This window comes from Halorientalis brevis, from assembly GCF_023077655.1.
On sequence record NZ_JALLGV010000004.1, the window covers coordinates 209,826 to 229,937 of the forward strand.

Sequence of the window (20,112 nt, forward strand, 5' to 3'; positions counted from 1 at the left end):
TCACCGTCAGTTCGGTGTGTGAACTACCAGCAAACCATACAGGTGAGGTTCCAGCTTTATACAGTTTCGTCACTATATGATATTTAATGAGTACGCTGGAGGGGACGTCCATCGACGTCGTCGGCGGAGGCTTCGGGGGATTGTCGACGGCCTGCTACCTCGCCGACGCCGGCGCAGACGTACGGGTACTGGAGAAGAACGGACAGCTCGGCGGCCGTGCCAGCCGGTTCACCGCGGACGGCTTCCGCTTCGACATGGGGCCGTCGTGGTACCTGATGCCCGACGTGTTCGAGCGATTTTTCGGCCACTTCGGGAAGGCTCCGGAGGATTACTACCGGCTCGAACGGCTGGACCCGCACTACCGCATCTTCTTCAAGGACGGTGACGAGGTCGACGTGCCGGCCGACCGCGACGCCGTCCGGGAGATCTTCGCGTCCTACGAGGACGGTGCCGGCGAGGCGTTCGACGAGTACCTCGCAGAGAGCGCGTCGAACTACGAACTTGCGATGGAGAACTTCGTCTACGAGGACCGGCCCAGACTCAGAGACTGGGTCGACCTGGACGTCATCAAGGCGGCTCCAGTCGGGCTGAAGCTGCTCGGCAACATGCAGGGCCACGTCGAGGACTACTTCGAGAACCCCAAACTCCAGCAGATCATGCAGTACACCCTCGTCTTCCTCGGGGGTGCACCGCACAACACGCCCGCCCTCTACAACATGATGAGCCACGTCGACTTCAACCTCGGCGTCCACTACCCCGTCAAGAACGGCAGCGGGGACCAGATCGGCGGCTTCGGCGCGGTCGTCGACGGCATCGTCGAGCTGGGCGAGGAACTCGGCGTCGAGTTCGTCACCGACGCGCCGGTGGCCGAGATCACCCGCCGGAAGGACGGCTTCCTCGTCGCGACCGAGGACGGCACGGAGTACAACCCCGACCTCGTCGTGAGCGACGCCGACTACGCCCACACCGAGCGCGACCTCCTCCCCGCGCACGAGCAACAGTACGACGACGACTACTGGGACTCGAAGACCTACGCGCCCTCCGCGTTTCTCCTCTATCTCGGCGTCGAGGGCGACGTGGACCCGCTGGCCCACCACACGCTCGTCCTCCCGGAAAACTGGGACCCGCACTTCGAGAAGATCTTCGACGACCCGCAGTGGCCCGACGATCCGGCCTACTACGTCTGCGTTCCCTCCGAGACCGACGAGACGGTCGTCCCCGACGGCGACCACAGCAACCTCTTCGTGCTCGTCCCCATCGCGCCTGATCTGGAGGACGGGCCGGAAGTGCGCCAGCGCTACCGCGACGAGGTGCTGGCGGACATGGCCGACCACACCGGCGTCGACGTTCGGGACCGGATCGTCTACGAGGAGCGGTTCTCGGTCTCGGAGTTCGCCGACCGATACAACTCCATCCAGGGCACGGCGCTGGGGCTGGCACACACGCTCCGCCAGACCGCGCTCTTGCGCCCGCCGCATCGCTCGGACGCCGTCGACGGGCTGTACTTCACCGGCTCGTTCACCACGCCCGGCATCGGCGTCCCGATGTGCCTCATCAGCGGGGAACACACCGCTGACGCCATCATACAGGACAGATGACCGACGGCGCTCTCGACGTCCGGACCCGACTCGAAGCGGTCACCGACTACCTTCCCTCCGAGGAGACGCCGCTGGGGTATCTGTTCTGGCTCTCCCGCCCCCGGTTCTGGCTGTATCTCGGCGGCCCGGTCATCGTCGGGGCGACCTACGCGGCCGACACCGTCCCCGAGCTGTTCGCACCGATTCCCGTGCTCTTGCTCATGTTCTTTACCGTCCCGGCGAACGTCTTCCTCTACGGCGTCAACGACGTCTTCGACGCTGACGTCGACGAACTCAACCCGAAAAAAGAGGACAAGGAGGTCCGCTACCAGGGCCGCACCTGGGTCGTCGCCGTCGTCGTCGCCAGCGGCCTGCTCGGACTGCTGTTCGTGCCGTTCGTTCCGACGGCGGCCGCGCTGGCGCTGGGACTCTGGTACTTCCTCTCGATCGAGTACAGCGCGCCCCCGCTCCGGTTCAAGACGACGCCGCTGCTGGATTCGATCTCGAACGGCCTGTACATCCTCCCCGCTGTGGTCGCCTTCACCGCCGTCGCCGGCGAACTGCCGCCGACGCTCGCCGTCGTCGCCGGGTGGCTCTGGACGATGGGCATGCACACGTTCTCGGCCATCCCGGACATCGAACCCGACCGCGAGGCCGGCATCACGACCACCGCGACAGTGCTCGGGAAGCGTCGCACCTACGCCTACTGCGCGCTCTGCTGGCTGGCGGCGGCCGTCATCTTCTGGCAGGTCCACCCGTTCTTCGGCGGCCTGCTCGTCCTCTATCCAGCCCTCGTCTTCGGGATCGCCCGGTCGAACATCGACGTCGACGACGCCTACTGGTGGTATCCCGCCATCAACACCCTCACCGGAATGGCGATGACGCTGGCGGGCCTCTGGGTACTCGTGTTCGGCTATGGCGGTTGAGAGTATGACCCGCGAGCGGGTCGAGACGCGACTGGACGACCTCGTGCGGGAGAACCGCTTTCTCATCGCGGTCGTCTTCCCCGCGATGGGTGCGCTCTTGCTCGTCGCCAGCGCCGAGTCCCTGCTCCCCGGACCGCTCAACTTCAACCCGTATCTCATCCTCTTCGGGACGCTCGTGATGCGACTCCCGCTCGTGGCGGGCGTCGCACCGCTCACCGACCGGCGGGCGCTCCTCGCGATGGGGGCGCTCACGGTCTACTCCTACGGTATCGAGTACGTCGGCACGACGACCGGCTGGCCGTACGGCGAGTTCGCCTACGGGATCGATCTCGGGCCGATGCTGTTCGGGGAGATTCCCCTCGGACTGCCAGTCTTTTTCTTCCCGCTGGTCCTGAACAGCTACCTGCTCTGTCTCCTCCTCCTGGGCGACCGGGCGAAACAGTGGTTCGTCCGGCTGCCCGTGGTGATCGCGGCGGTCATCGCGGTCGACCTCGTGCTCGACCCCGGCGCGGTGGGCCTCGGATTCTGGGCCTACGACGCCGGGGGCACCTACTATCAGGTCCCGTGGTCGAACTACCTCGGCTGGGTCCTCTCTGCGACCGTAGCCGTCGGACTGTTCGACGTGGCCTTCGACCGCACCGCGCTCATCGCGCGGGTCCAGCGCTGTGAGTTCATGCTCGACGACCTGGTGAGCTTCGTCATCCTCTGGGGGTCGATCAACGCCTACTTCGCGAACTGGGTGCCCGTGGCGATCGCCGGTCTGTTCTTCCTCGGTCTGGTGCAGATCGAGCGCTTCGACTTCGCGGTCGTACGGACGGTGCCGCTGATCGGCGAGAAGTTCTGAGGGGGGCTGCTGTCAGTCCCGTTCCCGCTGCTGGGCGATGCGCTGGAGCGCATCGGCGATCGCCTCGACGGCGAGGAGGAAACGCCACCCGACGTACAAAAAGCCCGCCAAGACGACGGGAAACAGAACCAGAAGCGGGGTCTGAACAATGAACAGTGCGTACCCGAGCAGGACCGCGAACAGCAGGACGCTACCACCGAACCAACTGGACGGAATCGGGGGCGGGGAGTAGCCAGCCATTGCCGTCACAAAACACGTTTGACAGAAATAAGTTCAGTCTTCGTGAACCCAAGTACGTGAGTGTCGACCCCTCCGGATGAGTCACTGCGTCGGGACGGATTCGGGCGGCTCGAACCCCGGCGAGTGGGCCGGGACGTCGCCGATGGTCGAGACGCGCTCGAAGACGGCCTCGGGATCTTTGTTCCAGATCCAGTGCCAGCGGGTCTTCGCGACGAGCCACGCCTTCCGGGTCGTCGAGAGTTGCGGCGTTTCCGAGAGCACGTCGAAATCGCGCTTGCGGATGAGTCGGTGATGGTCGGCGTACAGCACGGCGGCCAGCAACACGGCGAACTGGCAGTCCTCCGGGAGGTATTTGATGCCCGCGACGCCCTCGCGGTACAGCTGTTCGGCCCGGTGGAGTTCGTGACGCATGGCCGAGCGGAACCCCTCGGACAGTTCGAGATCCTCGATCTGTTTCTCGGTCACGCCGTACTGCTCGTAGGTCTCGGCGGGGAGGTAGATGCGGTCGCGGTCGACGACGTCCTCGCGAACGTCCCGCAGGAAGTTCGTCAGCTGGAAGGCTTCGCCGAGAGCGCCGGCGTGCGGCCGAGCGACCTCGGGGTCCTCGGTGTCCATGATGGCGGTCATCATGTAACCGACGGCCGACGCGGACCCCTGCATGTACGCTTCGAGTTGATCGTAGGTCTCGTAGCGGTTCGTTTCGATGTCAGTCAGCATCGCGTCGACGAACAACTCGACGTCCTCGTCGGTGATGTCCGTCTGGCGGCGAACCTCGTCGAACGCCGTCAGTACGGGGTCGTCGGTCTCCCGCCGGCCGAGCGCTGCCTCCCGGATGCGAACGAGTTCGGCCTCCTGCTCGGCGGGCGTGTAGTCGTTGTCTTCGTCGTCGACGACTTCGTCGGCGATCCGGAAGAACGCGTAGAGCACGTACGTCTTGTGTCGGACGCGCTCGGGGAGGAGCCGCGTGGCGTAGTAGAACGTCTTTCCAGTCCGTCTGTGAATCGCCTTGCTCTGTTCGAGGGAGTCGTTGCGTACCATTACGTGTCAGCTTCGCCGAATCGTAGCGGTCTCTGGACGCCCCGTCCGGGGCGACGTCGGCTATCCATTGCCATCCGTCAGCTTACCTGACCGGAGGGTTCGCACCACGTTAAGGAACATACCTTACTGGTTGGTATTCGAGAGCGTCAGGTGCGCACTCATCTCGACGCGCACGGGGACTGTCCTCTCCTGGCAGTCGATGCGATGGACCTACGGGCTGAAGCCCCCTCAAGATAGGTTCCAGCTACGCCCCGCATGCGTTCCCGGTACATACGACCGGAAGGTCTTTTGCCGGTCTCTAACGTACGGTCGCGTATGGTCCGAGAGCAGCTCCAGACGGCAGCGGACGACCTCCGAACGGCGATCGAATCGGCAGAAGACGACGCGAGCGAACGGCTGACGGAACTGGCCGAGAAACTCGACGCGCTGGCGACGGACGATCGCGGGCCGGACCACGGCAGCATGGCGCGCATCCAGAACACGCTCAACGACATCAAGGAGGACGTCGAGGAGGACGCCGTCGAGGCGATCGACGACGCCAAAGCGAAGATCAGCGACTACCGGTCGACCGTCGAAGGCGTCTGAGGAAAGGCATGTTAGGAAGTACCAGTACCAAAACATTTTAGAGAACGGGAGGAGAGATTTCGCTACGATGAGGGGTGGCCAGCAGAGACAACCACGAGGGTTGCAGAAAGCGAACAGGCAGTTGCTGCTAGCGTCAGAACTGACGTACGAGGAGGACGTCGCCGAACGGTTGGCCGGCCTGGCCCACCAGGTTGGAGAACTCGCGTCGACCGACGCCACCGAGTCCGAGGCCATCGAGACCATCGGCGTGCAGCTACAGGATCTCCGCAGTGAGACTCACTCGGACGTCCACGACGCCATCGTCCGCGCGCAGGAGTTGCTCTTGCCCTACAGCCAAACGGTGTAACCGCCCGCCGAACGCAGTCCCATGTTCCGTCTGCTCACCCACGAGCGGTGACTATTCGTCCAGAATCTTCTCCGCCAGCATCGGCACGAACGTCCATAATCCACCTTTTTCCGCGTCGGGTCGCCTCCGGCGACCGCTCGCGCAAAAACGTGGGCGAAAAAGCGCTCGCTCACTCCGTTCCCGAGCGGTGACTACTCTTCGTCCAGAATCTTCTCCGCCAGCATCGGCACGAACGTCCACAATCCACCTTTTTCCGCGTCGGGTCGCCTCCGGCGACCGCTCGCGCAAAAACGTGGGCGAAAAAGCGCTCGCTCACTCCGTTCCCGAGCGGTGACTACTCTTCGTCCAGAATCTTCTCCGCCAGCATCGGCACGAACGTCCACAATCCACCTTTTTCCGCGTCGGGTCGCCTCCGGCGACCGCTCGCGCAAAAACGTGGGCGAAAAAGCGCTCGCTCACTCCGTTCGCGAGCGGTGACTACTCTTCGTCCAGAATCTTCTCCGCCAGCATCGGCACGAAGGTCCCGATGTCGGTGACCATCCCGACGGCCTGTGCGCTGCCGCGGTCGAGGAGCTGGGTGACCGTCGCCGGGTTGATGTCGACGCACACAGTTCTGGTGGTCGAGGGGAGGCAGTTCCCGACCGCCACCGAGTGGAGCAACGTCGAGAGCATGAGAACGAGGTCGGCCTCGTGGGCCTGTTCGCGAATGGCGTTCTGAGCCTCGACGGAGTCGGTGATCGTGTCCGGGAGCGGGCCGTCGTCGCGGATGGAACCCGCGAGCACGAACGGCCGGTCGTTCTCGACGCACTCGTACATGACGCCGGATTCGATCACGCCCGTTTCGACGGCCTCCTCGATGCCGCCGGCGCGGATGACTTCGCTGATGGTGTAGATGTGATGTTTGTGTCCCTTGCGAGGGTGGTCGAGCGACTCGGTGTCCATGCCGAGGGAGGTGCCGTAGAGGTCGCGCTCGATGTCGTGAACGGCGAAGCCGTTGCCAGCGGAGATCATGTCGACGAACCCTTCCCGGACGAGGCGAGCGAGGTCCTCCCGAGCACCCGAGTGGATGAGGGCGGGCCCACAGACAGCGAGCACCGTGCCGTCCTCGGCTTTGGTCTCCTCGATGGCCTCGGCGATGTTACCGATAGTCGTCTCGGAGGGGCGCTCCGAAGAGACGCCGCCCTGCATGAATCCGAAGGCGCCTTCCTGGTCGCGGGGACGCTCGGGGGGCTTGACGCGGATACCTGCTTCGCCGGTCACCACGAGGTCGTCGGCGTCGATGGCGTTGAGCACCTTCGTGTAGGCGCGCGGTTCGCCGTCGGGGCCGCCTTCGGGTTCCACGACGACGGCACAGTCCATCTCGACGTCCTCGACGGAGAGCCACTGGCCCTCGTAGCGGATCTGCGTCGGGTGGTTGGTCGTCGAGTAAAAGCCCTTGGGGACGACCTGATCTTCCGGGGCGGGTTCGAGCGTCGCGTCCTTCGGGTCGGCGGGATTGGCGCCGTTCTGGTGCAGTTCGTGGACGATCGACTGGAGCGTCTCCTGGTCGTCGGCAGTCACCAGGAGTTTGGCGTACGATTCAGCGTCCTTGTGGCGACCGATCTGGAACTCTTCGACCTCGAAGGCACCTCCCATGTCCATGATGATGCCGAACGAGGTCTGCATCATCCCGGAGTCGATGATGTGTCCCTCGAGTTCGACTTCGCGCGAGACTGTCATGCTCGAGAAATGGACGGACGGCGATAAGTGGGTTTGGGTCGAGCGTCGACCACGACGGCGGAACTAGGGAACGCCGGTTACAGCCTACATACTTTGGCACAACATTCATTATCGTCGTCGTACACGTTCCTGTACCGGATCCAACATATACACACGTCAACTATTGCTGGGCGTGTGTTGGTCGCAGACGAGACGGAGTCGGCCGCTGGGAGACAATGGGATTCGAATACACGAACTACGTCCTGCCGTACGTCGTCGCGGTGCTCGTCAACCTGGCGCTGATCGCCAGGCTCTGGCGGTACCGGAACCGCCGCGCAGCCAGGGGCTTTCTGTTCGACGTCAGCGGGATCGTCCTGCTCTCGGTGTGTAACGCGTTGCAGTTGCTCTCGACGACCGTCGGGGCCAAGCTCTTCTGGTGGAACTGGCGGTTCGTCCCGATCACGTTCATGGCTGTCGGCTACATGCTGACGGCCGTCGAGTACACCAACCGCGACCACTGGCTCACCTACCGGACGGGGGCAGCACTCGCAGCGGTTCCGATCGTCACCCAGGCACTCATCTGGACCAACGACAGTCACGGGCTGTTCTACGGGTACGCGTACGACGAGGCGGCGAACCTGCTGGTCCCGCAGTTCGGACCGCTCTACTGGCTGTTCGCAGCGTTCGTCGTGGGCTGTCTCGGCGTCGGGATCTATCTCCTCTTGGATCTTGCCCGGACACAGGTTGCGTTCACCAGGCAGGCCACGATCCTGCTCGGGTCCATCCTGCTCGTCCTCGCCGGGGAACTGCTCTGGTGGTTCCACGTCATCCCCATCGATCCGGCCCCGCTGACCAGCACCGTCAAAGTCGCGGGCTTCCTGTTCGGCGTCGCTCGCTTCGAGTTGCTCGACATCGTCCCCGTCGCCCGGAAGACGGTCATCGAGAACATGCGCGACGCGGTGTTCGTCGTCGACCGGACGAACCGCATCGTCGACGTCAACCAGGCGGGCAAACGGCTGGTCGGCGACGGCGACGTCGTCCGCAACGCCATCGACGAGGTGTTCGACGCCGAGACGATTCGGGCCCACGAAGACATGCGTGAGGGGCAAACCGAACTCACGCTGTCGCTCGACGGCGAGCCGCGACACTTCGACTTCCAGATCTCACCGCTCTCCGCCGACGGAGCCGCCCACGGCGGGCGGCTGTTCGTCTTCCGCGACGTCACCGAACGCAAACGCCGCGAAGACGAACTCGCGATCCTCAATCGGATCGTGCGCCACGACATCAGAAACGACATGTCCGTCATCGACGGCCGCGGCGCGCTCTTGGAAGAGTACGTCGAGGAAGGCGGCCAAGAACACCTCCAGAAGATCCGCAAGAGCAGCCAGCACGTCGTCGAGCTGACAGACAACGTGGGTACGCTCATGGAATCGATCGCGAGCGAGCAGACGATGGAGGTCGAACCGACTGCCCTCAGCGCGGTCCTCGAAACGCAACTGGATCGCGCCCGGATGCGTCACGACGCAGCCGAATTCGTCGTGGAGGGCGCGATTCCCCAGAACAGTCTCGTGACGGCGAACGAGATGCTGTCGTCGGTGTTCACCAACCTGTTCAACAACGCCGTCAACCACAACGACTCGGACGCGTGTCGCGTGACCGTCTCGGTCACGGAGACGCCCGCTTCGGTTCGCGTCGAGGTGGCAGACGACGGGCCGGGAATTCCGGACGAGAAAAAAGACGACATCTTCGGCCGTGGAGCGAAAGGACTGGACAGTTCCGGGACCGGCGTCGGCCTGTACCTCGTCGATACGCTGATCGACCACTACGGTGGCACGATCACCGTCCGCGACAACGAGCCCACGGGCAGCGTCTTCGTGATCGAACTCCCCCGGGCAGCCAGCAGGCAAGCGCAGTCACAGCCGGTCGACAACCGGTGAGCGCTCCGCGTCGAGCGCACCGGGACGGTCGGGACGGTGCCGCCGAGTCCCGACGACCAGAGGGGCGACGCGCCGGCGATCACGGCTACTCACCCGACGTGACAGTCCACGCGCCAGGCCACGTCGTCGGTCGCGGCACGCAGGTGCTCGAACAGGCCGCGCAAGCCCGGCGAGTCAGTGGCCGGGAGGACGTGGAGCCGGACTGTCCCGTCCCGGATGCTCACCCGGAACACGTCGCCCGTCGCCTCGTCGTTGACGAGATACAGCGGCATCGGGAGGTCGAACCAGTCGCCGTACGTGTATCGCTCCCCGGCGAGCACCCCTTCGACGATCGACTGGAGCCGATCGTCCGACTGGGCCGGCGTCGGGGTGAGCGAAAACACCGTCTCACCCTCGTACTCGACGCCGCCGCTGTGTGGGTAGCGCCGCTCTGGCCGGCACGGGATGGCGAACTGATCCTCGGTCCCGTCGTCTGCATCTGACACGATATCCGCCTAGCAAGAGATATGATGTCATCCCATTTAAGAACGTGGCTGCGACGGGTGCGTCTCCGTACGTTCGACGGGGACAGTCCGCCGTGACAGTCGGGATAAAAGCCGGCTACGGTCGGTGAAACGTGTAACGGAGTCGGCCCCCGTCACCGTCGATTGCGACGGTCAGTTCGCCGCGGTCGTGGTCGAACAGGAGCGTCTCGACGCCGTCGCGTTCGAAGGCGTGGAGCGGCATCCCCGTTTCGACGGTCCCGTCGCGCGTGACGACGACCTTCGCGTTCGGAAACTCACAGATGACGCGGTCGTCGGTCACCGTGAACTTCCCGCCCTGGCAGAACTCGTCGAGGTGGTCGACGACCGTCTCCCACTCGGCGAGTTGCACCTGGTCGGCACCCCCATCCGGCAAACAGGTTCCTCCTGCCGGCTGTTCCATACTCGTACCTGTACGCCGTCGTGTATATGTGTGACGGCGCGTCTGACGCAGACACTGCGCCACAGTGCAGCCGGCCGACGCGCCGGTGTCGCGCGACGCCCCGCGCCGATCACGCGAAGAGGTCGTCGTGGCGCTGTGCGAGGTTCGTGTAGTCCCCGGAGCTGTAGGCCTCGAACACCGATTCGGGATCGATGTTCGTCTCCGCGAGCGGCGTGACCGACGCTGGCATGCCGCGAACGAACGACTCCGGTGGAACCTCGTACCCCTCGGGGACGACGGTTCCCATGGCGACGATCGAGCGTTCGCCGATGGTCGAGTCCGACAACGTGGAGTTGAACCCGACGAGACAGCCCTCCTCGACGGACGTGTCGTTGAGGATCACCCCGTGGCCGACCATCACGTGGTCGCCGACAGACGAGGCGTGTACCACCGCGTTGTCGCCGACGTGTGACTGCTTGCCGACGTGGACCGGGCCGACGTCGCCGCGGAGCACCACACCGGGCCAGACGCTGGCGTTCGCGTCCACCGTGACGTCCCCGACGACCGTTGCCTCCTGACTCACGTGTGCGTAGCCGTGAATCTCTGGAGTGGTCCCCTCGAACGCGTACTCGCGACTGTCCACCATACGACGCCGCAGGGAGTAGTCTACTTAAATCATTGGCTCGCTGGCACGTAGGTGGTTCCCAGAGCGGCGTGATACAGGCTCGAACTGCGACCGTCTGGGAGGGAACTGGTGGTCAGTTCGGGGCGTCAGCGACTGTCAGCAGCGGGGGCTGACATTGGAGGCGCGGGCGCGCGTGCAGCGTCGTCCCGGCTCCTCTCGACAGACCGAGAAAGGTAAGCCCCCGGGGTGGGAATCACCGGGCGATGAAACTCGCACGGGCTGACACACCTGACGGCGTCGTCGAGGGCGAGTACGTCGACGGCGTGATCGAAACCGACGACGCATCGTACGAAATCGGCGAGGACGCGACGCTGCTCGCGCCGTGTGACCCCGACGTGCTGTTCTGCGTCGGCCGGAACTTCGGCGAGAAGGTCGACCAGATGGACTACGACGTCCCGGACGTGCCGGACTGGTTCATCAAACCGCCGCACAGCCTCCACCCGCCGGAACAGCCGATTCCATACCCCGAGTGGACCGAGGAACTGACCTACGCCGGCGAACTCGCCGTCGTCATCGACGAGGCGTGCCACGAGATCGACGAGGACGAGGTCGACGACGTGATCCGGGGCTACACCATCCTCAACGACATGGACGCGCTGGACCAGGAACGCCGGACGGCACGCAAGGCCTTCGACCACTCCGGCCCGCTTGGTCCCTGGATCGAGACCGACTACGAGCCGGTCGGCAAGGAGATGGAGACGACGATTAACGGCGAGCGTCGCCAGCACGACAACACCGAGAACATGTTCAACAAACCCCGAGAGGTCGTCGCCTTCCTCTCGGAGCGCTACACGTTCCGCCCCGGCGACGTCATCTCCTTCGGGAGCCCGGCCAACCCCGGCCTGGTCGAACCCGGCGACGAGATCGAGATTCGCTACGAAGGGATCGGAACGCTCCGAAACACCATCGAGTAATCGCCCGCCCGTTTTCGCGTTACTGTTCGTCTTCGATGTCGACGACGAGCACCGGCAGTTCGGCGCCCTCGACGACTCGTTCGGTCACGCTGCCCAGGGACGCCAACCGATCGCGCCCCGTCCGGCCGTGGGTCCCCATCGTGATCAGATCGATCTCCGCGTCGGCCGCGTAGTCGATGATCTCCTTGTGCGGAATCCCCTCACGGAGGTCGGAGACGACGTCGAGGTCGGAGTCCGCTAGCCGTTCGACCGCGTCGTCCAGCGCACGCTGGCCCTGCTGTTCGAGCGAGGCGGCGACGTCGTCTTTGGTGTCGTCGTCGGCCGCCAGGTACACCCGACGGTCGACCACGGACAGCACGTGCAACGTCGCGTCGTTGTCCGCGGCGATGTGTGCCGCGTGGTCGAGGGTCTTCGCCGTCCCGCTACTCCCGTCAGTTGGAACGAGTATCCTGTCGTACATCTCTGTAACGTCTCGGGAATTGGGGCGGCGCGTACTTGAAACAGGAGCCCGGTTCCAGGCGAGTGAGAGGACGCCGGCACCCGACGTGCGACGCCAACCCCCGGTCGAGAGACGTGTCAGAACGCGTATCCTGTATTCGAGAACAGGTCACGTGGGAAACCGGGACCAGGGAACGCGGACCCACCGCATAAGCGATCGTACTTGTTTACTCAGTTGTGTATAGCGATACAAATACGGTGACGGGGGCACACGGTACAGGCACGATTTCAATGAGAGCGGAGATTCACCAGACGTTCGTGGGGCTGCCGGCGTCGGGTCGCGAGGTGGGGCGATGACGAGCGACGAGCCGGTGCGGCTGGAACTGTACGTCAGGTCGCTGCTGGCCGAACAGGCGCGAAGCCAACAGGACGAAGTCATCGAGCGGCTGAACGCGCTCAAGGACGACGGTGCCATAGACGAGTTCCAGGTCGTCATCTGGGGGCGGCAGGCGCCGGCCTCACCGGCCCAGGCGCGAACCGACGCGGGCGTGTTCGTGCTCAACCGCGTGGCGGTCTTCTCGGAGTGGGCGGCGGCCAACGGGCTCTCCGTCGACGAGCACTTCGAACACCGGAGCGTCGAGTCCAGCATCGTCAACGAGTCCTATCAGGCAGTGCGGTTCCCCGTCATGACGCTCGCCGAGTATCACGGCCAGGACCTCGCGTTCGTCGCCCCCGCGACCGAGCAGGACGCGACCCACACGGTACGTGAGCGTCTCGCTCACATCGAGCGGGAAGACCAGCAAGCGGCGGGCACCGACGAGTTCGAGCGGTTGAGCAGCGCCTACTCGGAACCGCCGCGGCAGTTGACGCTGGCCGGCAGAGACGGCCCCCACGTGACCGGCGTCTGAATCTGCCAGGGGTCTACGGGAGCCGTCGACGAGTCCGTGTTCACCGGTGGCGGAACGCGTAACTGTGCTCGTCGCCAACTGCGAAGTATGTCCCAGGACGCCAATCAGGATCTTCCGGAGACCGACGAGGAGTGGCGCGAGGTTCTCACCGACGAGGAGTACCGCATCCTCCGCGAAGCGGGGACGGAACCGAAGTTCAGCGGCGAGTACGTCGACCAGAAAGCCGACGGAACGTACGTCTGTGCCGGCTGTGGAACGGCGCTGTTCGATTCCGACACCAAGTTCGAGTCCGGCTCGGGGTGGCCGAGTTTCTACGAGGCGGCCAAGGACAACGTCGAGACGCGACTCGACACCAGTCACGGCATGCGACGGACGGAAGTCGTCTGTGCGACCTGCGAGGGCCACCTCGGCCACGTCTTCGAGGACGGCCCGGACCCGACGGGCAAACGCTACTGCATCAACTCCGCCGCGCTCGATTTCGAGTCCGAGGACGAGTAAGACTGTTTTCCGCGCGCTCACTCGATTCCGCCGGCACCGCTCGGTGCGTCACCCAGGTCGTACCTCTCGCTCTCGATACCGAGTTCGTCCAGTGCCGCTTCGAGGTGGCGCTCTTCGGCGTACTCCGCGCCGTCGTCCTCGCGGAGCCGCTGGGCGGTCGCCAGCACCTCGCCGCGGCGGTCGTCGGGCACGTCGAATTTGTCGGTCGCCAGTTCGATCACGAGGCCGTTGTGGTCGCGGGTGTACAGCGAGTGGAAGATGCCGCGGTCGAACTCGTTGAACCCTTTGCCGGCGTCCGCGAGCGCGTCCTTGACCTCGGCGAACCGGTCGGGATCGACGCGAAAAGAGAGGTGGTGCACCGACCCGACGCGGTGGCGATGGGGCGCGGGGTTCGAGTCGCGGTCGTCGCGCACGAAGAAGGTGAGAATGCGGCCGTCGCCCGTGTCGAAAAACAGGTGCGTCGTCTCCGGGTCGTCGAGGTTGGGCTGGCGCAAGACCAGCGGCATACCGAGCAAATCGCGGTAGAACGCGAGCGTGTCTTCCTCGTTGCTCCCGATGAGCGTGATGTGGTCAGTCCCGCTCACGTGCATCGGGCTCTCGGGGATTTGGGCCGTCACTGCGGGCGAGTCGGATTCCTGCTCGTCGGACATACCCCGGCGTACGGACGCGCGCTACAAACACCTGTCCCGAATTGTGCCTGCCGACGTTACAGCTATCGGGCGATGACGCTCTCGGGGCCGTCGCGGGACCTGGATCGTGGTACACGTTATCAAGAGTTCCAGACAACTTATCCGTGCTTCGCTCGTAGATAGAGTATGAGTGAAGAATCCGGGCGGCGGAATCTCCGCATGCCCAACGATGACGAGGTATTCGCAGTCGTCACCCAACACAACGGTGGCAACCACGTCCGACTCCAGTGCGAAGACGGCAAAAGCCGGATGGGACGGATCCCAGGTCGAATGAAGTTCCGGACGTGGATCAACGAGGAAGACGTCGTCATCGCCGAACCGTGGGACTGGGACGACGACAAAGCGAACATCGAGTGGCGCTACGACGGCCGCGACGCCGACCAGCTCCGCGACGAAGGCCACATCCAGTAACGCAGCAGTCGCTGTCTGATGCAGTTTCTTCCATTTTCTCGACGCCGAGTGACGACGAGCGACCGCACTGTGGGTCGTCGAGCCGTTTCAGCAGGGGAACGGTCCGTCGCTATTCGACGCCCCTGTCCTGTCAGGGAGTCCGGGCGACACAGCACTTAGGTGAGACACAGGCGAACACGACCCATGGAGGCACCTGGCGAACTCCGTTCGGCCGCGGACAGCCACGACGAGATCACGATCGCTCGCCGCGAGTACGAGGACGAGAACGTCGTCGTGGTGGATTTCGGCCCCGCAGTCCATCCGTCGCTCGACGTCGTCGGTGACGTGGCGATCGTCGTCGCGGGCGACGATCAGTACGAGTTCGAGATTCCGCCAGATGCGTCGGACATCACTGTCAACGACGGAATGTTGCTCATCACGAGTGCACAGACCGACGAAAACCGCTAGCGGTCGACACCGCTCGGAATCGGAGAGACCACATGACAGTACGAGACGCTGAACTCAGAGCCGTGGTCAGACGCGACGTCGTCGACGTCTGGGGCGAAGGGGACGTCGACGTGCTCGACGAGATCGTGGCTCCGGACATTGTGATCCACGAGCCGTCGGCACAGGACGACGTCGAAGGGCGAGACAGCTACCGGGAACTCGTCGAGACGTATCGGACTGCGTTCCCGGATTACGACACCACCGTGGAAACGGTCACCACGGACGAAGACACGGCGATGGTACGCTACACCGCTCGGGGGACGAACGACGGCGAGTTCATGGGGATGGCGCCGACCGGCCGGTCGGTGGTCGCGACCGGTATGGAACAGTTCCGCGTCGCGGACGGGGTAATCGCCGAGAAGTGGTCGCTCTTCGATACGCTGGGACTGCTCCAGCAGCTCGACGTAGTCCCCGGTATCGAAGAACTGGTCCGGCGAGCGGCCGACAGCTGACGGCCCTCGCGAGTTCCCCGCCGAACGGTATGTCGGCGTCGCGTCGACACCCGCACTTACTCCAGATGGTGGTAGTCCAGTTCGTGTCCCTCGTCGAGAGCGGCCCGGACCTCGCTCGATGGTTCGGGCACGCCGCGGGTGTAGTGGTCCATCCCGATGACGCCGCGCCGGAACAGGACGTTGCGGTGCCAGTCGGGATCGGGCGCGTCGAAATCACGCCGGAAGTGCGCCCCGCGGGACTCCTCGCGAACGAGTGCACCGCGGAGAACGCCCTCAGCTAGCGTCAGCATGAACGAGAGGACCACGGCGCGCTCGAAGTCCCCGTCCGTCCGGTCACCCTCGACGCGGAGGTCGCCGGTCCGCTCGCGGAGCGCCCCCAGTTCAGCGAGACCGGTCTGGAGACCGTCCTCGTCCCGGATGATACCGGCGTACTCGTCCATGCAGGTCCGGAGGTCGGCGATGAGGGAGCCGGGCCGGACGGACCCGTCGGACGTGGCCAGGTCGTCGAGCGCGGTCATCGCTCGTTCGGCGTACGCCGCCATTCCGTCGGGTAGGGAAGGCGTCTCGGGGCGCTGACCGGCGAGGTGCTCGCCGACGACAGTTCCCATGGCGACGGTCTCAGCGAGGGAGTTCCCGCCGAGGCGGTTGGCGCCGTGGACGCCGGCCGCGGACTCGCCGACGACGTACAGCCGGTCGATTCGAGTCGCACCGGTCGTCCAGTCGACGTCCACGCCACCCATCGTGTAGTGGGCGGTCGGGGCGACTTCCATCGGTTCCGCGGTGACGTCGACGCCGAGCGACGCGAACCGCTCGACCATCGCCGGGAGCCGCTCTCTGACGTACTCGGCGTCGCGGTGACTGACGTCCAGGTACACCCCGCCGTTCTCGGTGCCGCGGCCCTCCCGGATCTCACGGGCGATGGCGCGAGCGACCACGTCGCGGGCGTCGAGTTCCATCTGGTCTGGCGAGTACCGCGCCATGAACCGCTCGCCCGCCGCGTTGAACAGGCGACCGCCCTCGCCGCGGACGGCTTCGGTCACGAGCCGGCCGGCCCAGTCCTCGCCGTAGCGGTCGCCCACCATTCCGGTCGGATGGAACTGGACGAACTCCAGATCCATGAGGTCAGCACCGGCTTCGTATGCCAGTGCCGGGCCGTCGGCCGTGTTCTCGTCGTCGCGCGAAGAGTGGCGGCCGTACAGCGCCGAGAAGCCGCCGGCAGCGACGACTACGTAGTCGGCGACGAACAGGACGAACTCGCCGTTCGTCAGGTCCACCGCGACGGCACCGTACACGCGCTCGCCGTCGGACAGCAGGTCGGTGACGAGCACGTTCTCGCGGTAGGGCACGTCGAGCGACTGTGCCGTCGCGACGAGCGTGTCGAGGATGGCCTCGCCGGTCCGGTCGCCGACGAACGCCGTCCGGCGGAACGACTGGGCGCCGAAGTACCGCTGGTTGATCCGTCCATCGGCGGTGCGGTCGAAGTCAGTCCCCCACGCGTCGAGTTCGCGAAGTTGGGCGGGCATGGCCTTCGCCACGGTCTCGACCGCGACGGGGTCGTTCAGGAAGTGGCCCTCTTTGAGCGTGTCCGCGGCGTGGACGGTCCAGTCGTCCTCGGGGTCGAGACTCCCCAGCGCGCCGTTGATGCCGCCGGCTGCCCAGATGGTGTGTGCGTCGCCGTGGGCTCGTTTCCCGACGACGAGCGTCTCGACGCCGCGGTCGACGAGTTCGATCGCCGTGCGGGCACCGGCTGCACCCGCACCGATGACCAGAACCGGCACGGACACCGTCTCGTAACGGGATCGCTGTACTGCTGTGTTCGCTGTGGCAGAGCTGCCGTCGCTCTCACCGGGTGGTTGCTGAGGTGCCATGTGAGGAGTATCACCGAATGCCGCCCGGGCGGCTATTCTGTCCTAATCTAGGCAACGGAAGTATATGAGCATCGCGCGTGGCGCGGGATAAGTTGCAGTATACCCAGTTCTGACGGCCAGCAGTGGTGGTTTCGTGGAAATCGTTGCAGGCACAGCGTGGTGGTCCCGGCGTCGGCGATCACCTACCGCTGCCAGACGGTGTGATTCCGCAGCGAAAAGACCAGGTCGTCCTCGACGGTCGCGGTCCGTCGCGTGGTGACGACGCCGCGGCTGTCGTTGTTCTCCGAGACGCGTTTGTCCTCGACGGTCAGCGAGACCGAAAGCGTGTCACCCGGCCGAACGGGCGCGGGCAGGCGCACGTCCTCGAAGTTTCCGGCGGCGACCAGGTCCGAGTCGCCGTAGAAGTGCTCGACGACGAGCGGTTGGGTCAGCGCGAACGTGTGGATGCCGCTGGCGATCAGGCCGTCGAAGTGTGATTCGGCCGCGGCGTCGGGATCGGTGTGGATGGCGAGCGGATCGTGTTCCTCGCCGAACGCGAGGATCTCCTCTCGCGTTGCCGAGGTCGTCCCGCAGTCGATCGTCTCGTCGACAGTCACGTCAGCGAACGTCCGATAACTCATCGCGTGAAGGCGAGGGTGTCAGGGGAATAGAGGTTACGTTCCGGCGGGCCGGTCCGGTCAGTCACACATCGACAGAAAGCCAGGCGCGGATCGCCGGAGGAATTACCGTGGGTGCGACCGTATCGTCGACGATGCTGGTGCTCGGCGACGCGCACGCGGCCGACCCGGACAATCGCGCAGCCCTGGTGAACGCGTACGACGACGCGGCGGCCGACGTTGCGCTCCAGGTGGGCGACCTGGAGTGGTACGACCTCCCCGTCGAGACGTGGTTCATCGCCGGGAACAACGAGGACCTGGACGTCATCGACGCGCTCCGAGACGGCGCAATGCTGCCCGAGGTGACCAACGCCCACCTGCTCGCGAGCACGGCCGCCGAACTCAGTGGGCTGCGAATCGCCGGGCTGTCCGGCAACTACGCCCCGACGAAGTTCGACCGCCCGTGCAGCGAACTCTCCGGCGGACGGCGGCGCCACTTCACCCGCGAGGAGGTCGACCAGCTCGCCGCCATCGAGGACGTGGACGTGCTCATGACCCACGAGGCACCGACCGGGCTGCTGTACTTCGGCTACGATCCGGGTTGCGGGCACGTCAACGACCTCCTGGCGGCACTCGACCCCGACCTCTGTCTCGTCGGCCACCACCACCGCCACAAAGAAGCCGAGATCGAGGGCTGTCGCGTCGTCAGTCTCGCGCCCGCCTGGGAGCGATACTACACGCTCGATCCGACCGATCTGACGCTTGCGAGCCACGAGACGCCCGACTGAGACCGGTTCGCCGGGCGTCGCCACTCAGCCTCTGGATGCACGGTCACGTCCAGCGTCGGTGCTGTCGGTGGATCTGGGTGTAAAAGAACGAAGTCACGCTGTGTCGCTCTGTGGCGACAGTACGAAACTCTAGTTACGAACGACGTTGGTCGCGCGCGGGCCCTTCGGGGCGTCCTCGATGTCGAAATCGATCTCGGTCCCTTCCGTCAGGTCCTCGCCGCCAACGTCTTCCATGTGGAAGAAAACGTCCTCGTCCGCGTCCTCTGTGTCAATAAAGCCGTAACCGCCTGTGTCGTTGAAGAAATCAACCTTACCGTTTGCCATTGCAAATAGACAAATGCAGACTACAGGGATAAAGGTTCTGCATTCGTCCGTAAAATAGGATTTCAGATAGACGAACATCCAGTCCAAAAGTTTTGTAGCGGACATTCGACCACGCACAGTCGGTTCTCGGGGAGATAGTACTGGATTCGTCACAACGAGCGACAGGTTCCGTCGTATCCACAGTTCTCGTCGTGCCGGCACGTGCGACGAGATGCGATGAGCCGACGGGGCTTTACGTGTCGAGGGCAGTCCTCAGACGTGGATTCTAACGAGGTTCGGCAGGAGTGGGCAGAGCGGAGTGGGGAGTACTCGCCGGAATATTACGCGTACTACGGCCCTGACGAGACGAGCGAGTCGATCCGCAGTATTCTCGACCGGTTCGTCGCCCGCGACGCGTCCGTCCTCGAACTGGGCTGTAGTTCGGGTCGCCACCTGGCGCACCTGCTCGACCACGGCTTCGAGAACCTGGCGGGCATCGAGGTCAACGGAGACGCGTTCGACGTCATGGAAGAGACGTATCCGGCGCTTGCCGACCAGGGGACGTTCTACCACGCCGCGATCGAAGACGTCGTCGGCGACTTCGAGGACGGGCAGTTCGACGCGGTCTACTCGGTGGAGACGCTCCAACACCTCCATCCGGACGTCGAGTGGGTCTTCGAGGAGATCGCCCGGATCACCGACGACCTCCTCGTCACCGTCGAGAACGAGGGCGGGGAGGATCAATCGCACTCGGACGACCCCGACGTCAACTACGTCAACGACGACTTTCCCCTGTACTATCGCGACTGGAGCCGCGTGTTCACCGAGTTCGACTTCGTCGAGGTCGACGCCGAGGTGGGGGAACGAGACACCGTCAGGACGTTCCGCTCGGCATAGCCAGGATCGGCCAGAAATTGGGCCTCGGCACTCATAGGGTTCGTCACTGCCGGGTGTCGAGGCCGGCTCTGAACCGCAGTCCATC

General features: G+C 64.8%; 25 protein-coding genes. 14 read left to right on the forward strand and 11 right to left on the reverse strand.

Translation table 11 applies throughout. The features are described 5' to 3' along the window. Positions 1–86: 86 nt before the first annotated feature. The 3 genes from MU553_RS09260 to cruF are packed head-to-tail and all read left to right on the forward strand — an operon-like array spanning position 87 to position 3,347. Complete coding sequence (locus tag MU553_RS09260; RefSeq protein ID WP_247378050.1) at positions 87–1,598, forward strand: phytoene desaturase family protein; 1,512 nt, start codon at positions 87–89, stop codon at positions 1,596–1,598. Next, the gene (locus tag MU553_RS09265; RefSeq protein ID WP_247378052.1) at positions 1,595–2,503 is read left to right on the forward strand and encodes a prenyltransferase; all 909 of its coding nucleotides are present in this window, start codon (positions 1,595–1,597) and stop codon (positions 2,501–2,503) included. Before MU553_RS09260 ends, MU553_RS09265 begins: the two co-directional genes overlap by 4 nt. Further along, on the forward strand, positions 2,493–3,347 hold the full coding sequence (cruF, locus tag MU553_RS09270) for a bisanhydrobacterioruberin hydratase (RefSeq protein WP_247378055.1): 855 nt from the start codon (positions 2,493–2,495) through the stop codon (positions 3,345–3,347). Before MU553_RS09265 ends, cruF begins: the two co-directional genes overlap by 11 nt. Before the next feature lie 12 nt (positions 3,348–3,359). Here the strand turns inward: cruF and MU553_RS09275 are convergent, their stop codons facing one another. Next, positions 3,360–3,587, reverse strand: coding sequence for a DUF8066 domain-containing protein (locus MU553_RS09275; protein ID WP_247378057.1), 228 nt, complete (start codon positions 3,585–3,587; stop codon positions 3,360–3,362). Between the two features lie 81 nt (positions 3,588–3,668). After that, complete coding sequence (locus MU553_RS09280; protein ID WP_247378058.1) at positions 3,669–4,625, reverse strand: phytoene/squalene synthase family protein; 957 nt, start codon at positions 4,623–4,625, stop codon at positions 3,669–3,671. 315 nt (positions 4,626–4,940) lie between these two features. Between MU553_RS09280 and MU553_RS09285 the strand changes: the two genes are divergently transcribed. Further along, positions 4,941–5,210, forward strand: a complete 270-nt coding sequence (locus MU553_RS09285; RefSeq protein WP_247378060.1) for a DUF7553 family protein — start codon at positions 4,941–4,943, stop codon at positions 5,208–5,210. Positions 5,211–5,277: 67 nt separating this feature from the next. Then, entirely contained in the window at positions 5,278–5,556 is a 279-nt protein-coding gene (locus tag MU553_RS09290) for a DUF7553 family protein (protein WP_247378062.1), read from the forward strand. A gap of 477 nt (positions 5,557–6,033) precedes the next feature. Here MU553_RS09290 and MU553_RS09295 read toward each other — a convergent pair whose 3' ends face one another. Further along, on the reverse strand, positions 6,034–7,275 hold the full coding sequence (locus tag MU553_RS09295; protein ID WP_247377552.1) for an ornithine cyclodeaminase, nickel-pincer nucleotide-dependent: 1,242 nt from the start codon (positions 7,273–7,275) through the stop codon (positions 6,034–6,036). A 215-nt stretch (positions 7,276–7,490) separates the two neighbouring features. On the opposite strand from MU553_RS09295, the gene MU553_RS09300 reads away from it, so the two are divergent. After that, entirely contained in the window at positions 7,491–9,191 is a 1,701-nt protein-coding gene (locus tag MU553_RS09300) for a histidine kinase N-terminal 7TM domain-containing protein (protein WP_247377550.1), read from the forward strand. A gap of 89 nt (positions 9,192–9,280) precedes the next feature. On the opposite strand, the gene MU553_RS09305 is transcribed toward MU553_RS09300, so the two are convergent. The 3 genes from MU553_RS09305 to MU553_RS09315 form a co-directional block, all read right to left on the reverse strand. Next, positions 9,281–9,676 carry a hypothetical protein gene (locus tag MU553_RS09305; RefSeq protein WP_247377548.1) on the reverse strand — a complete coding sequence of 132 codons (396 nt, stop codon included), beginning with the start codon at positions 9,674–9,676 and terminating at the stop codon, positions 9,281–9,283. 115 nt (positions 9,677–9,791) lie between these two features. Further along, positions 9,792–10,115, reverse strand: coding sequence for a hypothetical protein (locus MU553_RS09310; protein WP_247377546.1), 324 nt, complete (start codon positions 10,113–10,115; stop codon positions 9,792–9,794). A 109-nt stretch (positions 10,116–10,224) separates the two neighbouring features. Next, positions 10,225–10,737 carry a gamma carbonic anhydrase family protein gene (locus MU553_RS09315; protein ID WP_247377573.1) on the reverse strand — a complete coding sequence of 171 codons (513 nt, stop codon included), beginning with the start codon at positions 10,735–10,737 and terminating at the stop codon, positions 10,225–10,227. A gap of 245 nt (positions 10,738–10,982) precedes the next feature. On the opposite strand from MU553_RS09315, the gene MU553_RS09320 reads away from it, so the two are divergent. Continuing rightward, positions 10,983–11,693: a fumarylacetoacetate hydrolase family protein gene (locus tag MU553_RS09320; RefSeq protein ID WP_247377544.1), complete on the forward strand. Its 711-nt coding sequence runs from the start codon at positions 10,983–10,985 to the stop codon at positions 11,691–11,693. A gap of 19 nt (positions 11,694–11,712) precedes the next feature. Here MU553_RS09320 and MU553_RS09325 read toward each other — a convergent pair whose 3' ends face one another. After that, entirely contained in the window at positions 11,713–12,153 is a 441-nt protein-coding gene (locus MU553_RS09325; protein ID WP_247377542.1) for a universal stress protein, read from the reverse strand. Between the two features lie 331 nt (positions 12,154–12,484). Here MU553_RS09325 and MU553_RS09330 point away from each other — a divergent pair, with 331 nt between their 5' ends. Both MU553_RS09330 and msrB read left to right on the forward strand, forming a co-directional pair. Beyond that, positions 12,485–13,039 carry an HTH domain-containing protein gene (locus MU553_RS09330; protein ID WP_247377540.1) on the forward strand — a complete coding sequence of 185 codons (555 nt, stop codon included), beginning with the start codon at positions 12,485–12,487 and terminating at the stop codon, positions 13,037–13,039. An 87-nt stretch (positions 13,040–13,126) separates the two neighbouring features. Beyond that, entirely contained in the window at positions 13,127–13,537 is a 411-nt protein-coding gene (msrB, locus tag MU553_RS09335; RefSeq protein ID WP_247377538.1) for a peptide-methionine (R)-S-oxide reductase MsrB, read from the forward strand. Positions 13,538–13,554: 17 nt separating this feature from the next. Here the strand turns inward: msrB and MU553_RS09340 are convergent, their stop codons facing one another. After that, a complete protein-coding gene (locus MU553_RS09340; RefSeq protein ID WP_247377537.1) occupies positions 13,555–14,187 on the reverse strand; it encodes a VOC family protein in 633 nt (210 codons plus the stop codon). Positions 14,188–14,352: 165 nt separating this feature from the next. Here MU553_RS09340 and MU553_RS09345 point away from each other — a divergent pair, with 165 nt between their 5' ends. From MU553_RS09345 to MU553_RS09355, 3 genes are all read left to right on the forward strand, one after another. Beyond that, entirely contained in the window at positions 14,353–14,637 is a 285-nt protein-coding gene (locus MU553_RS09345) for a translation initiation factor eIF-1A (protein ID WP_282594228.1), read from the forward strand. A 183-nt stretch (positions 14,638–14,820) separates the two neighbouring features. Next, a complete protein-coding gene (locus tag MU553_RS09350; protein ID WP_247377535.1) occupies positions 14,821–15,084 on the forward strand; it encodes a DUF7127 family protein in 264 nt (87 codons plus the stop codon). Positions 15,085–15,116: 32 nt separating this feature from the next. After that, positions 15,117–15,575, forward strand: coding sequence for an ester cyclase (locus MU553_RS09355; protein ID WP_247377533.1), 459 nt, complete (start codon positions 15,117–15,119; stop codon positions 15,573–15,575). Positions 15,576–15,631: 56 nt separating this feature from the next. On the opposite strand, the gene MU553_RS09360 is transcribed toward MU553_RS09355, so the two are convergent. After that, positions 15,632–17,443 (reverse strand): L-aspartate oxidase, encoded by a 1,812-nt coding sequence (locus tag MU553_RS09360; RefSeq protein ID WP_247377531.1) that lies wholly within the window; start codon positions 17,441–17,443, stop codon positions 15,632–15,634. A gap of 182 nt (positions 17,444–17,625) precedes the next feature. Continuing rightward, on the reverse strand, positions 17,626–18,063 hold the full coding sequence (locus tag MU553_RS09365) for a MaoC/PaaZ C-terminal domain-containing protein (RefSeq protein ID WP_247377528.1): 438 nt from the start codon (positions 18,061–18,063) through the stop codon (positions 17,626–17,628). A gap of 131 nt (positions 18,064–18,194) precedes the next feature. Between MU553_RS09365 and MU553_RS09370 the strand changes: the two genes are divergently transcribed. Continuing rightward, positions 18,195–18,827 carry a metallophosphoesterase family protein gene (locus MU553_RS09370; RefSeq protein ID WP_282594254.1) on the forward strand — a complete coding sequence of 211 codons (633 nt, stop codon included), beginning with the start codon at positions 18,195–18,197 and terminating at the stop codon, positions 18,825–18,827. Positions 18,828–18,956: 129 nt separating this feature from the next. Here MU553_RS09370 and MU553_RS09375 read toward each other — a convergent pair whose 3' ends face one another. Beyond that, positions 18,957–19,151: a cold-shock protein gene (locus MU553_RS09375; RefSeq protein ID WP_247377525.1), complete on the reverse strand. Its 195-nt coding sequence runs from the start codon at positions 19,149–19,151 to the stop codon at positions 18,957–18,959. A gap of 258 nt (positions 19,152–19,409) precedes the next feature. Here MU553_RS09375 and MU553_RS09380 point away from each other — a divergent pair, with 258 nt between their 5' ends. Continuing rightward, complete coding sequence (locus MU553_RS09380; protein ID WP_247377523.1) at positions 19,410–20,027, forward strand: class I SAM-dependent methyltransferase; 618 nt, start codon at positions 19,410–19,412, stop codon at positions 20,025–20,027. Positions 20,028–20,112 lie beyond the last annotated feature (85 nt).